The organism is Granulosicoccus antarcticus IMCC3135, from assembly GCF_002215215.1.
GTDB lineage: Bacteria > Pseudomonadota > Gammaproteobacteria > Granulosicoccales > Granulosicoccaceae > Granulosicoccus > Granulosicoccus antarcticus.
Genome location: NZ_CP018632.1, coordinates 624,133 through 638,150, shown reverse-complemented (window position 1 = coordinate 638,150; position 14,018 = coordinate 624,133). Strand labels below are relative to the sequence as shown.

Genomic DNA, 14,018 nt, shown 5'->3' with positions numbered 1-14,018 from the left:
AAAGGCGGATGGCACTAAAACTGTGATCGTACCCTGGAGCATTCCGATTTTGAAAAGTTTAGGACGCCAGAAAAAAGATATAGACAAGGCCCGCGATCGGCTCTTCGGCTGGGCCATGGGCACACCGGAGGGCGCCAACGGCATTCCGCGAACGGTCAGCGAACTTGCAACCGAAGTGGTGAAGCACTCTGGGCGAACAAGTTCTGAAGTGCAGGCCGCGCTTGCGCGCGAACCCTTCGCAACGGCCACGCGCATCCTGGCGATGCTCATCTGGTTGACGGGAGGTGATAAAGCGGGGCAGCGAGGAACGCCACTCGCGCGCTATACCAAGGAGCGCGCCAGGCGCGAGTCTTCTACAGGCAGGCGCTGGCTGCAGCAGTTGGCTGAGTCGGATTTCGAACTGCGCGAAGTGGTCGACGTGACATCCGATAGCTCATTGCGGCTGGGAGCATCACCCGAGGCAGGTGTAGCTGTCACTGTTCACGAACCGCGCCTTGCAAACCACTACTCGCTCGGGCTCATTCTGTACGCGCGCGTGTTGCCAATGCCGGCCGGCGCCGTACTGGCCGACGGCCTGCTGATACTCGATCCTCACATCGTCGCAGCGTTGCCACCTCACGCGCGGGCCAGCGACGTGTTCGCAGCCTGGGCCACTAATGCACTCGTCGCCGAAGGCCACCTCTTTGCTGGAGCGCGCCAGCCACCCCACCAGCCACCCGATTTCCGAACCGCCCCTGGCGTGGCGACCGAGCCAACAGGCTCCAGGCCATCTTCCGGCGGCACAGATGTACCACCATCGGATCGAACTGCAGGAACGAGGCAATCGTCCCCTGAAGCGCCACTGGATGCCGAGGCGCGCGAGAAGTTACTTGCACGTGTGCGCAAGCTCTTCGCTATGGCCCAGGAAACCGAAGCTTCGCCGCACGAGGCTGAGATTGCGCTGCGGCGCTGCCAGTCGCTGATGGCAAAATTCGGCATCGCCGAGAAGGATCTGGAAACAAGCGAGTTCGGCCGCCAGAGCGCGCACGCTGGCAAGCGCGTACCGATGCACATCCAGTTCCTGTCAATCGCGGTGGCGAAATTGCACGGTGTACTTTTCGTCAGCGGCGGCCCCGACGGGGCACACTTTCGCGGCTACGACATCGACGTCCGTGTCGCCCGTCTCACTCTCGATTATCTGAGCGAGTCGGTTGAGCGCGCACTCACCGCTCGCCGTCGCACCGGCGAGTTCCCACCCGGACGCATGGCCTCCTACGACTATCGGCTGGCGTTCGCCAAAGAGGTCAGCGGTCGCGTCACTACGATCGTCAGCGAGCGCGAAACCGAAGAACGGGCAAGTTCATCCACCGGCACTGCGCTCACCGTCAGGAAGCTTGAAATAGTCCGGCGCGAGTGCGGTCAGGATCTCCGGACGACGACGGTGCGCGCCCGCGGCGCGATCGACGACGCGGCCGCGGGTGCTGGACGCGAAGACGGCTCGCGCGTATCACTCGATCCGCAAGTTGGGAGTGGCAGGGCACGGCCATTACTTGGACGCGATTGATGTGCATACAAACGACTCACCCCGGCTCTGCCTCGGCTTACACATCGGCATACGGTTGATGTGCCGCCTCATATTCTCCGAGTTCTCGCAATTCATTGGCCTGGATGATCGGCTCAGAGTCGTAATCGTCAAGATCGTCCGGGTCGAACCCGGGCAGCACCTGCTGCATTTCGTACTTCGGCATCAGCCCGGCTGGAGACGATTCGACCTTACAGACCACTGGCCCCTTGCGTTTGAGCCAGCACAACCGGTTCGATTCCCAGCCATCGGCAATACGCGGCGAGATAACGGTAGGCAATGGTGTGGGGTGGAATCTGTACATCGGCAAAGCTGATGCGATGCTTACGACCATCATCACTCAGGCATTGAGCCACCAGCCCGCGACGCGCATTTCCATCGTAGTCAATTCCGACCAGCGACATGGTTTGACCCGTGATCAGCACATCGATTGGTAGCTCAACGGCATCATCGACGCCTTCGTGCAGTGCTGTGAGCTGCTCCTCATCGCCGTAGGCATCGACTAGCAGCTCTTCGAGAAGATCGTCGATCTCGTCAGCGGTCAACTTGTCTGAATCTGACATGGCCTGTTGCTCCGTCGGCATTGCATGTTAAGAGCACCAGACTACACGACCTTTCTGACGGTTTCGGGTCGTCATCAAGCGCGTGATCGGCTCCGGTTTTCTTCGTCTCTATTCTTGTCGAAATCCCTTACGATCAGAGTGAGAACAATCGCGTATTCGTCCAACAGAAAGGTATACCTGATTTTTTCACGATCCCCTAGCGTTACTGGTGTGACTGCCAGGTGACAAACTCAGAAGGCCGTAGGCCATAGCGAGCCAGTACGCCCGTGTGCAGCCGCCGAAGTTCTTCGATAATCAGCGCTTCAACATTCTCTTCCTGGCCCTCTAATTCGTGTTGGGACAGACCTTCTGTAATAATGTCGAGTGGTGCGCGCTCAGGCTGGACGACCACGCTACGGTTGGCTTAGGGGTCAGAACAGCTGCTTGTTCGTCACCTTTTTCCACCCCAGTGCACGGTAACCACGCATCCGCTTCCGCCACATCGACTCCAGCATCGGATGCCCGGTATCGCGCACATCAATCACACAGATGTTACTCTTCCCCGGCGACGCCCGCGCCAGGCGCCCAAGGTATTGCTGCAGCGTTCCTCGCCATGCAAATGGCATTGCAAAAACCACCGTATCAAGTGATGGGTGGTCGAACCCTTCGCCGATGAGTCGTCCTGTGGCGACGAGACAGCGAGGTTCATCATCAGTCAGCCTGTCAAGTCGTTCCATCGTTTCACGTCGCACACGTGCTGTCAGTTTCCCGTGCAGAACGATGGGTTCGGGAACAGAACCACCGGCAACCTGACTGATTGCTTCAGTCAGTGCGTCAATGTGTACGCGTCTTTCTGTCAATACCAGGACCTTTCGTCCTTGCCGCCATGCCTTGACTGCCGCCGCGGCGAGCATGGTCGTACGCGCAAGATCTTCAGCAACTGCAGAGAGCACTTCCTGAATCAAAGCTTCCGCAGGTGTATCCGGAACGACGGGCCATTCGAGCTGCTCCAGCACTCGTTCGATCGGCATGTTTTCGGACACGGCAACATGATGGCGCACCGGCCCACAGTGCATGAACATGACCGGTTCCAGGCCATCGCGACGCTTGGGTGTTGCAGTGAGTCCCAGTACATAACGCGAGCGTACGGCCTCCAGAACCCGAGTGTGGGTTGCTGCCCCGGCATGATGACATTCATCCACTATTATCTGACCATAGTGTTCAAGGGCACTAGCGAGTTCGTCGTCATCCAACTTTGCAAGAGAGCGCACACCCGCGACATCAAGCCTGCCTGTCAGCTGACTTTTCCGCCCGCCACCCAGCGTACCGATTTCACTGGTCGCCACCGACAGAAATTCGGCGAGTCGTGTACGCCATTGGCGAAGCAACGCCGTGGTATGCACAACCACAAGCGTAGAACACCCACGCTGGGCGATGACAGCAGCGGCAGTCACAGTCTTGCCAAAGCCAGGTGGCGCATGCAGCACGCCCGTGTCACTACCAACCAGCACGCTGAGTGCGGCTTTCTGTTCTGGTAGCAGCTCTCCGGTGAATTTGATTTGCAGCTGCGTTCCATGGATTCGTTCATCCTGAACCTGCAATTGAATTTCATATCGGCCGAGTAATTCAAAGACTGCGTCGGTACAGCCCCTCGGTATGCGTATATGCCGTGGAAGCAACTGTGATTTGTCAACAAAGCGTGCGATCTTCCAGGTCGAACGATGCACTCGCTCAAGTTCGTGCCAATGCGGGTTGGCAAAGGCGGCAAGTCGAGCGATTGCGTATACAAGCGGTTGTGGTAGATCTGAGCGCTCAATGTAGATACCGTCCGCCAATGTGATTGACAGGTGAGCAGGCAGCTCCGCAGGTGACACAGACACTACATCGCCGCGGCTCGATCGTCGCCATGGTGTCTTGTCTGCTTCAGCATCTCGCAAGTCCGCCCCACCATGCCCATCCTCGACGATTTCGATCAAGACCTGAAGTTTCTCCGCACTGATTAGTGGAGCATCTTCCAGAGCCTGCCATTGATCTGCAAGCGGGCTAAGTTCGTCATCGACAAACACACTGGCATTACGCTCTCGCGCGGATTTCTGCAACGGAAGGGCAACCAGCGATCCAAACCCTGCGCCCGTCAAGCTGTCCTGGCTTGGGATCAGCCGATCGTGGCTGGAGAGCGATATCAACCTTTCAACCCTGCATGTTCGTTCGATGAGCGCTGTTACCAGACGTCGGGCCGCCACTGCCTCCACCGGCGTGTCAAAGAAGAACCAGACGTGCGCACCATCGCCAGAGCGCGATATTTCGGACAGCACCGGAATGTCGAGTCCTCGACAGCTGCGCACCAGCGCACGGGTGTCGTCTTGCCAGCTATCATGATCGAAATCCGCAACGATAAAACGACAGCGACTTGTCGCGTCGAGCGCGTACAGTCCGACCACTTGCGCACCCGTCAAATGCTCGCGCACCACGGCATCGGTCACCGGCTCGAAGGCCCGATGAAGACACTCGTGGCAACGAACGACCGGCTTTTTGCAAATGCCATCACGCCACTCGTTCGCACACACCGGAGAATAACCTTTTTTCTTTCCATCACGGCTCTCCCAACGACGTGCATAGAGATCAGATCGACCCGCAAAGCGAGTTCGAAACAGTTCAATCTTGGCCTCAGGGCTCAGAGTACTTGATGCTGTTTCGATCTGGCTATTGTGCTTGTCGGTTGGATAAGAGGAGCTGTCACTCTGAGGAGTCTTCTTTGCACTCGCCTCCTCAGGTGAATTTCCGGATGGTGTATTCCTGTTTTCCAGCGTCGCACGCAGTGCCTTGTTTTCCGCCTCCAGCGATCGAACACGCGCTTCCAGATTGCGAAGGTAGTCTGTTTTAGATTCCATGGCTTGAACCGCCTGAAGCGTTAGCAGACATATGTCAGCGCCATGTGTCATGTGTCATGTGTCATGTGCATTTGTGCTCCGATGTAAGACGCTGATATCCATTAATACCCGCTTCATACTCCTATACCATGTACTCGCCTGAGGCCCACCCCTCTTCCATCTGAAAACCGTTGGCAATACTTGTCACTATTGAAGGTCTGTCACCCACCATGTCGATTTAAATGACTTTTTTCGACACGTTGCTGTTTCGTGTCGATGCAATGTACGTGTCCTACATCAGAGTAAAGCTTCGTTTTCTACAAGTTGGGTTTGCGGACACGAGATATGCGCCTGGGAGAATGCGATAGGTTTGGCAACCTATTACCCGATTGAAGCAACCCATCTTGTTTTAGTTTTGGACCTAAAGTATATTAACAGACTTCACTATTTTAGTTTCATCGAGCCCCTATGAAAAGAGGTCTGCAAGGACGCTATGTAGAATCGTCCACATTGGGAGAGACTGTGCGCGCCTATGTTCCGGCACCACTCCCACCTACCCCACCGATTGATTGGAATTCCAAGACTCGTGAGATATTTGACCAGGCGTTGCTCGCTCTGGGTCGTTTGGACAGTGCCTCGACTCTGCTGCCGGATGTTCAACTGTTTTTGTATATGTACGTACGCAAAGAAGCTGTCGTATCGTCAATGATTGAAGGCACTCAGTCCTCACTGTCCGATCTGATGCTTTTCGAATTGGACGAGATACCTGGAGTGCCAACTGCTGATGTTCGTGAAGTCAGCAACTACGTGGCCGCGCTTGATCATGGCCTGAATCGGCTATCCGATGGATTTCCACTCTCACTGCGATTGATCAGGGAGATTCACGAAATTCTGTTGCAGGGTAGCCGTGGTGGAAAGTTTTCCCCAGGTGAATTCCGGACCAGTCAAAACTGGATTGGTGGAAGCCGACCAGGCAACGCAAGATTTGTCCCGCCCCCTGTTCAGGAGCTAACCGGATGTCTGAGTGAGCTTGAGAAATTCATCAATGATCAGCCCGATAAGACGTCTACGGTACTCAAAGCAGCGCTCGCCCATGTACAGTTTGAAACCATCCATCCGTTTCTAGATGGCAATGGCAGGTTAGGCCGATTATTAATTACCCTGATCTTGTGCGATCAAGGTGTTCTACACCTGCCTCTGCTCTACATCAGCTTGTATTTCAAGACGCATCGGCAGCAATACTATGATCTGTTGAATGCTGTGCGGGAGGATGGCGATTGGGAAGCATGGCTGGAATACTTTGCACAGGCAGTTATTACAACAGCGACTCAAGCTACAGACACGGCAAAACGCCTGCACGAACTATCACTGAAGGATCGTGACTTGATCAGCACACTTGGCCGCGCAGCACCAGCTACCCTGAATGTACATAGAGCATTCATGGAAAGACCCATCGCTACTTCTCCTTTTATCGTTTCAAAAACTGGCATCAGTGCCGCAACGGTCAACAAGTCACTGGAAAGATTACAACAACTGGGACTGGTTGAAGAGATGACATCTCAACAACGCAACCGAGTGTTCTGCTATCGCGGGTATATTTCCGTGATCAACGAAGGAACGGAGCTGCCGAGTTGATTGATATCGCAATCGGATAGGCTCGTAGATCTGGAAAGCGTCAAGAATGGCTCGGGAAGCTTGCGCGTTATACCACCCTACCAACTCCTCCATCATCATTGGTGTTTCAAACGGCGTAGCCGTTTCAAATACAACGCCCAGGCTTTTGCCCTCGGCATCGAAAGCTTCTACGTTGTTAGTGAACATCTGCTCCAACGCATAATACCGGCTAGTGAAATGCTGCTTTCATCGAATCGTTGATGGCATACAAGAAGCTTATATATTGCTAATAAACAAAATAGCAACTAATATGCTTCTTACAAGAGAAATAGCAACTTATATGTTTCATCATGGACTCTCTACTCGAACAGGTCAAAAAACGTCGCATAGCGCTGGCACTGAAGCAGCACGATATGTTCCTGCGTGTAGGGATATCGCGTCAGCAATACCAGAGGTTGGAATCCAAAGGTAATCCGCGACTCGATACCCTTGAGCTGATAGCCAAGGGGCTCAAAAGCGAACTCCTGCTGGTACCTCAGGATAAGATGAAGGACGTGCTGGCTGTATTGGCAGACGAGGCCACAACATCGCATGAGGCTGGACACTCGACCGAGGAAAGCACGAAATCACTCAACGATGATCCATGGCAAGGATTACTGGGAGAAAACGATTGAACACAGGGCCTGGCAATGATGTGAGCAACGAGATAAATGTATTGAAGCTCACTATTCACGACGTCCTGATAGGCTACCTTGCAGGCTTCAGGAATGGGCGCAATGTATTGAGTATTGCCGACACCTTCAAGAACGATCCTGAGCGTCCGACTTTCAGCTTGATAACCCACCCGGGATTTCCGAATGCTGACAAACTCATGAACAAGCCATGGGTGCGAAGACAACGGCTACCCCCCCTTCTTTCGAATTTATTGCCAGAAGGCTCATTACGTGAACTCGTAGCACAAGGTCTGAAGGTACACATCGATAATGAATTTCACATTCTCTCGTATTTAGGCGAGGACCTACCCGGGGCTATCGTAGCTACGCCTATGGAGCCTGACGACGTGCCTGACTACGTACTCAGCACACACGGAAAAGCCAAGGCAATAAAATTCGATAAAGTCAGCCGAGAAAACAGCTTTTCCCTGGCTGGCGTGCAAATGAAATTTCCCATGAAAGAAAACGACGGACGCTACAATTTATCCAATGGCAATGAATTGGGTGACTGGATCATCAAAACACCATCGACCAAACACAAATTTGTACCACTGAATGAATTCACAGCCATGTCTCTGGCAGAGCTCGCAGGCGTTGATACTCCCGAGATAAAACTCGTTGAGCTCAACAAGCTGGACAATCTGCCACAGATAAATCTGCCTGACGAGAAATTGGCCTTCGCCATCAAACGATTTGACCGTGCCGGAAATCAGCGTATCCATATGGAAGACTTTGCGCAAATTCTGGTGAAGTATCCACACGAAAAATATACGTCCGCTAATTACGAGAATATTGGCAAAGTCATTCATGACTTTTCTGGTGACGGACTCGTCGACGCTCAGCAGTTTGCCCGGCGATTACTGGTGAATATGCTCTTGGCCAATGGCGATGCACACCTCAAGAACTGGAGCTTTTCATACCCCGACAAGATCACACCACGACTATCTCCAGCCTACGATATCGTGACAACCAACGTCTATATCGAAAATGAAACCCAGTACGCGCTGAATCTCAACAAAACGAAAGAATGGTATGCAGCCAACATGGTGCATTTCCAGGCATGGGCTGAAAGGTCAGGCATCCCATGGCGGGCAATCAAGCCGCATCTGAATGACGCACTGTGCAAGGCAAGGGAATTATGGCCGGAAGCTTTGAAACTCTCACCGATGGTTGATGAACACAAACAAGTGCTGAGAGCGCATTGGCGCAAACTTCATGAAGACTTCAGGATTGAGACCTGATTGGAAATTGACTGCATACAATCAGCAGCATCTAATACCCCCAACTACTATGTCCCAAAGGCATACTATTCAACAAATTCCGCCGCTCACGCCAATCAGGCAAGAACTCATCCATATACGCCTTGAATCGATCGTTATGATTACGCTCCAACAGGTGCACCAGTTCATGTACCAGAACAAACTCCAGACACTCGGGTGGTTTTTTAGCCAGCTCCAGATTCAACAAAATACGCCGACTGATAGTATTGCAACTCCCCCATTTGGTCTTCATTTTTTTCACACCCCAGCCCGCAGTCTCCACACCAATCTGTGCCTGCCATTCACCCAGTAGCGCCCCTATACGCACCTTGAGAGCATCACGGTAGAACTCAGACAACACCAGCGCCTTGTTCTCAACGGAAGTCCCAGGCTTCACATAAAGATGCACCTTGCCACCACCGACGGTGACCTCGTGCCGACCCAAACGCTCAACCAGGTTCAAACGATGTGGCCTGCCCCAGACATAGTGGCACTCGCCACTGACCATCTCCCGATCAGACTGACGTGGCTGCTTTGCAAATTCACTCTGTTGCTTTCTTATCCAGGGAATTCGACTGATTACCGCCATACGGATCGCAGTATCCGTCATTCGCTCTGGTGCGGATATGCGGACACGCCCGTCAGGAGGGAGTACGCTTATGTGCAGATTCTTGATAGCTTTACGGTTTAGCCGCATCTCTATCGAACCAATCTGGAGCAGTTCCATTAACGTGTACGCCGGGTCACTGATAGTCCTTCTGGGCCTTGGCAATATTCATTACGTGCTGGATGTCCAGCGTGTAGGCTGAGGTCTCCTCACGAATTGCGTTAGCCACCTCTCGCTCCTTGAACCGATCCCCCACCCAGTCAGCTTTCTTGGTGTAACGAATCGCACTGTCGATCTTGGTTGCCAGCAACTCGTCCTTGCCAAAATTATCAAAGATAGCCCGCTTGGCGGAGGTATCCATGGAAGCGGGGTAATCCGTGGTGGCGGATTCAGATCGAACCACCTTGCGTGATAGCTCCAGAATCCGCTCCAGGTACTCCTGATAATCGATGGCTTTCTGTCGACGCAGCTCGATCAGCTCATCCAGCAACACAGACATCTGCTCATAGTATTTCGGGTTGACCGGATTCTCATCGACGATAGTCTTGCGCACATTGTTTTCGATCGCTTCTGCCATAGCCTCTGGGTCCTTGCGGATCCCCTCAGGCAAGGCATCCAGCGCATCAACGCCTTTGTTCACAATCAATTCAACCAAACCGAATTCGTCAAAGTCCACCAAGGTTTCGCTGTCATCAGCCCTGATGTACATATCCAGCAAATGGCGCATGGCAGGTTCAAAACGCTTCATGTCCACCAGATCGCCACTGCCCAGCTTCACCTCATCACGCACCTTCTCAAAGTGTGTGACCTCATTGCGAATTCGGACGATGTCAGCCGCGGAATACCCGGCCTCAGGCATTTCGTTGGCGACATTCACATAGGCTCGCAGCAGCTTGGCTACGCTCTTGTAGAGTGTCAGCCGCAGCATTTCATTCTCGCTCAGTTCGTCGGCGTCAGCCCCCGAGCCTGTGCCGAAGTAATGCATATAGTCCGAGGTATCTCTTGGTGCCTTTACCGGCTCGCACAAGGCGTGTACCGCCTCTAGGGCATTGTCCAGATCCAGCTTCGCATACTCCAGACGATCCTTGAGCAAGCCTTCGACGTCCTCCTGATCGTAGCCGTCAAAGGCCTCCTGGGTGTAGTCCGAGATGGCCTTGTCCAGTGAGCGAAACAAATCCTTGTAATCGACGATATAGCCGTACTCTTTGCTATCACCATCCAGACGATTCACACGGCAAATGGCTTGAAACAGGTTGTGATCAGTCATCTGTTTGTCGATATACAGATACGTTGCAGACGGCGCATCAAAGCCTGTCAGCAGTTTGTCTACGACAATCACCAGTCGCAACTGACCTGGATCTTCGACAAATCGCTTTTTTGCGGCTTTCTCAAACTCCTCTACACGATTAGCGGCAGCCTCTTCAGACTGCTCGAAATAATCAGCCAGCATCTTGCGATAGGTGTCGTACTTGAACAATTCTTCCGTCTGCCCCTCTCCGGCTTCCTCGCCTTTGATACTCGCAGCCGTTGGTTGAAAACTGGTGATGATGGCAACCTTACCGGCTAATTCCGTCTGACTGAACATCTCAAAGGACTTGCAGGCCTGATACACACTGGAACAGACCAGCATCGCATTACCGCGTCCATCCATCAAACGCGGTTTGGTTTCCATATCCATCAGGATATCGTTGACGATTTGCTGTTGCCGAGATTTGCTGGACAGCACTTTCTGCAAGGTGCCCCACTTCTGCTTGACCTGCATTTTCGCCAACCGTGACAAACCGCGTGTCTTGGCTTCAAACCACTCATCCACCTTCTTCTGGGAACTGATGGTCTGATCAATATCGCGCGCCTCATAACGAAGATCCAGCACGACGCCATCCTTCACTGCCTGATCAAACTTGTAGGTGTGAATAAACGATCCGAACACTTCGATGGACTTTTTCTTGTCCTTCTTCATCAGCGGTGTGCCGGTAAAACCGACGAACATCGCTTCGGGCAGAATGGCCTTCATCGCCTCGTGCAACTTGCCTGACTGAGTACGGTGACACTCATCCACAAAGACAAACAACTCGCCTTTTGCACGAAAGCCTGAAGGCAGGGATTTCTTCAATTCTTCAATAAAGGCCTCGGCGGCAGCATTGTCATCAGCATCTGTCTGCCGCCCGAACTTGTGTACCAGTGAACAGATCAACCAAGGGTTCGGCTGGTTCAGTGTGGCAACCAGATCAGCACCACTCTTGCTGCGATAGATGTCTTCGCCGACACCAGAGAACACCTTTTCGATTTGCTCGTCCAGCTCTGTACGATCCGTGACGATCAGCACACGGCTGTTGGTTACGTTTTCACTGATCCATTTGGCCAGCCACACCATCGTCAAGCTCTTGCCCGAGCCTTGCGTATGCCAGATGATGCCGCCTTCACGCCGAGCGACATACTGTTTTGCCGCCTCCACGCCGAAGAACTGGTTGTGCCGACAGGTTTTCTTGGTGCCTGCGTCATACACGATGAAGTCATGAATGATCTGCAGGAATCTGGGTTTGCTGCAAATCCGGCTCAGATGGAAATCCAACGGACTTTGCCAGGTGCTGGCGATGTCCTCTTTCCACTCCAGGTAATAGCGCTCAGGCGTCTCGATAGTGCCGTAGCGCAGCCCTTGTGTATCGTTACCTGCCATCACCAGTTGCAGAGTGCTGAAGAAGCTGCTGATAAAGGCCTTTTTCTGGTTGTCCAGATTCTGTTTGATACCTTCGGACACCGAAACGGAGGAACGTTTCAGCTCCAGTACACCGAGCGCGATGCCATTGACGTACAACACGATATCGGGCCGCTTCTTGTTCTCACCCTTGATAGACACTTCTTCGGCAATGGCGAAATCATTTGCCTGCGGGTTCTGCCAGTCAACCAGCCAGACCGTCTGATTATGCTCACCGGCACCTTCCTTGTCCTTTACCCCATAGCGCAATAGCTGATATACGTCCTTGTTGGCGTAGTAGAGCCTCTTGCCTTCACCCAGCGCAGCCGCTGTATCGAGCTGACGTATGGCGCGACCAATCAGCGCTTCGCTGATGCCTCGGCTCCGCAGCCAATCTGTCAGAATGCTGACATCGACATTCGCATTGCCTTCCCGGTACTGCCAGTTACCCAGATAGCGATAACCCAGCTCCGCCTGGAAGAACTGCACCACACGCTGCTGCATAACGCCTTCGCGCTGGCCAACGTTACTCATAGGTCGCCCTCAAACGGATCGGTACAGCGTTGTTTTCAAATAGTCATCGGTCACGACAAACTCAGGGGCGCGGCCGGACAAGGCACGGGTTAACGGCACCACCTTTGTTCGTATACCCATGCCACGAGCATCCACATAGCCGTAATCGCGCAGCACGTCCATCACAATCGAATTACGCGGCGATCGCTGACCTGCCTTCATTTTTTCAATGGTCATCGAATTAGGCAATGTACCCGGACTGATGACCTCCAGCCTATCGCTGTACACCGACACCTCAATATCGACAAATCGCGTCCAGTCACGATGAGCCAGCGCATTCACAACAACCTCTCGCAGAGCATCGCGGGCATAGAACCACTGCGTATCGCGTCTGAACTCGGCATTGACCGAATCGGCTTGCTGTGACACGAAAGCGGTAATAGCGTCTACAAAACGTTCAATGACACCGCCATCGAGCAGCCGCTTGCCTGACGCATCCACATCCCATCGTCCCACCAAGGGACCATCCAGAATTTCATCCAATTCGGCCTGGTATTCCTTGTCTTCATGCTTGAATACCATCAGTCGCAAGCCTGCCTGCTTCAAATATCGCCGAGGGCTTTTGCCGAACAGCAATAACCCTGCGATTGAACAATAGACAGTCCCTTGCACCTCCACCAGGAAACTCAAGCCCAGCAATCGCGACAGCCACGCCTCGGGGCTCCCTGGCACGTCAGGGTCATTGAGAATATCAGCCAGGTAGTTAGTCAGGCGAACATTGTCCAGACAGCTTATGTCTGTTCGCGGCACGGGCATGGTTTCAGCGTGCAACATGCCGCCTGCTTCAAATAGCCACATTTGTTGTTCGCGGGTAGCCAACTGGGATGTAGAGCCCACCCTGACATAGATATCTTCCTTACCGCCGTGCCTCATCACGTAGGGCTTGGAAATACCCTCAAGAAAACTGACAACGGCAACGCTCCTATCATTGTCGAACTTGATCACTTCAAAGAATGGCAACATTATCGGATGCACTTTGCTTTGCACACAGTTCATCACCCACTCCTCCAGATCCGTCCTCTGCACGCCGCTGATGCTACCGTCGTCCTCCACACCGAGGAGTAACCTACCGCCTTTGAAGTTACACAGTGCGACCACTTCTTTTGCCAGTTGTTCGGGACGAATATCGTCTCGTTTGAACTCTATTCCTGAGCCTTCGCCGTTGCCGATGATTTCCAGTAGTTCAGCTTTTAACATTCTTCATGCCTGCTTTCCTCATCGTTGAAGTGGGCCAGATCGATGATGCCCTCCAGATCGTTCTCTTCCGCCAGGGCGCTGATGATCTTGTTGACTTTATCACCGATCTCCCTATCACCCTTGAGCGCCACTATGTCATCACAGCTAGCCCAGAGGGAGGAATAGAGTTCGGTCTTCTTGATAACCATCAGTGGTCCTTAAGTCGCTCGAGCATCGTGCGCTTCCGGCACGCGCTCCCAATGGAATTTTTGACATTATTTGAGTTTTTCAGACAGCACAAATACATGCAGCCGATAGACCAAGATTCGCTTATCTGCGTCTGTTTTCGCCCCTTCATGCCACTCCATTACTCGAACGAAATACGTTGACGCAATCGACGCTGATACC

General features: G+C 53.1%; 11 protein-coding genes. 4 read left to right on the top strand and 7 right to left on the bottom strand.

Features of this window, described 5'->3' with window-relative positions:
- The first annotated feature begins 22 nt into the window (after positions 1–22).
- Positions 23–1,543, top strand: coding sequence for a DUF2786 domain-containing protein (locus tag IMCC3135_RS02790; protein WP_088916198.1), 1,521 nt, complete (start codon positions 23–25; stop codon positions 1,541–1,543).
- 37 nt (positions 1,544–1,580) lie between these two features.
- Here the strand turns inward: IMCC3135_RS02790 and IMCC3135_RS02785 are convergent, their stop codons facing one another.
- From IMCC3135_RS02785 to IMCC3135_RS02770, 3 genes are all read right to left on the bottom strand, one after another.
- Complete coding sequence (locus IMCC3135_RS02785) at positions 1,581–1,727, bottom strand: hypothetical protein (protein WP_157735730.1); 147 nt, start codon at positions 1,725–1,727, stop codon at positions 1,581–1,583.
- 25 nt (positions 1,728–1,752) lie between these two features.
- Complete coding sequence (locus IMCC3135_RS02780; RefSeq protein ID WP_157735729.1) at positions 1,753–2,124, bottom strand: hypothetical protein; 372 nt, start codon at positions 2,122–2,124, stop codon at positions 1,753–1,755.
- Between the two features lie 410 nt (positions 2,125–2,534).
- Positions 2,535–4,994: a TOTE conflict system archaeo-eukaryotic primase domain-containing protein gene (locus IMCC3135_RS02770; RefSeq protein WP_169727398.1), complete on the bottom strand. Its 2,460-nt coding sequence runs from the start codon at positions 4,992–4,994 to the stop codon at positions 2,535–2,537.
- A gap of 447 nt (positions 4,995–5,441) precedes the next feature.
- On the opposite strand from IMCC3135_RS02770, the gene IMCC3135_RS02765 reads away from it, so the two are divergent.
- The 3 genes from IMCC3135_RS02765 (at position 5,442) to IMCC3135_RS02750 (ending at position 8,541) form a co-directional block, all read left to right on the top strand.
- Positions 5,442–6,608: a Fic family protein gene (locus tag IMCC3135_RS02765; RefSeq protein ID WP_088916194.1), complete on the top strand. Its 1,167-nt coding sequence runs from the start codon at positions 5,442–5,444 to the stop codon at positions 6,606–6,608.
- Between the two features lie 329 nt (positions 6,609–6,937).
- The gene (locus IMCC3135_RS02755) at positions 6,938–7,261 is read left to right on the top strand and encodes a helix-turn-helix domain-containing protein (RefSeq protein ID WP_088916193.1); all 324 of its coding nucleotides are present in this window, start codon (positions 6,938–6,940) and stop codon (positions 7,259–7,261) included.
- A complete protein-coding gene (locus IMCC3135_RS02750) occupies positions 7,258–8,541 on the top strand; it encodes a type II toxin-antitoxin system HipA family toxin (RefSeq protein WP_236994733.1) in 1,284 nt (427 codons plus the stop codon). The genes IMCC3135_RS02755 and IMCC3135_RS02750 overlap by 4 nt, the downstream gene beginning before the upstream one ends.
- A 31-nt stretch (positions 8,542–8,572) precedes the next feature.
- On the opposite strand, the gene IMCC3135_RS02745 is transcribed toward IMCC3135_RS02750, so the two are convergent.
- The 4 genes from IMCC3135_RS02745 to IMCC3135_RS02730 are packed head-to-tail and all read right to left on the bottom strand — an operon-like array spanning position 8,573 to position 13,819.
- Positions 8,573–9,286 (bottom strand): M48 family metallopeptidase, encoded by a 714-nt coding sequence (locus tag IMCC3135_RS02745; protein WP_088916191.1) that lies wholly within the window; start codon positions 9,284–9,286, stop codon positions 8,573–8,575.
- Between the two features lie 16 nt (positions 9,287–9,302).
- A complete protein-coding gene (locus IMCC3135_RS02740; RefSeq protein WP_088916190.1) occupies positions 9,303–12,395 on the bottom strand; it encodes a type I restriction endonuclease subunit R in 3,093 nt (1,030 codons plus the stop codon).
- 9 nt (positions 12,396–12,404) lie between these two features.
- Complete coding sequence (locus IMCC3135_RS02735; protein ID WP_088916189.1) at positions 12,405–13,631, bottom strand: ATP-binding protein; 1,227 nt, start codon at positions 13,629–13,631, stop codon at positions 12,405–12,407.
- Positions 13,625–13,819 carry a hypothetical protein gene (locus IMCC3135_RS02730; protein ID WP_088916188.1) on the bottom strand — a complete coding sequence of 65 codons (195 nt, stop codon included), beginning with the start codon at positions 13,817–13,819 and terminating at the stop codon, positions 13,625–13,627. Before IMCC3135_RS02730 ends, IMCC3135_RS02735 begins: the two co-directional genes overlap by 7 nt.
- Positions 13,820–14,018: the final 199 nt, after the last annotated feature.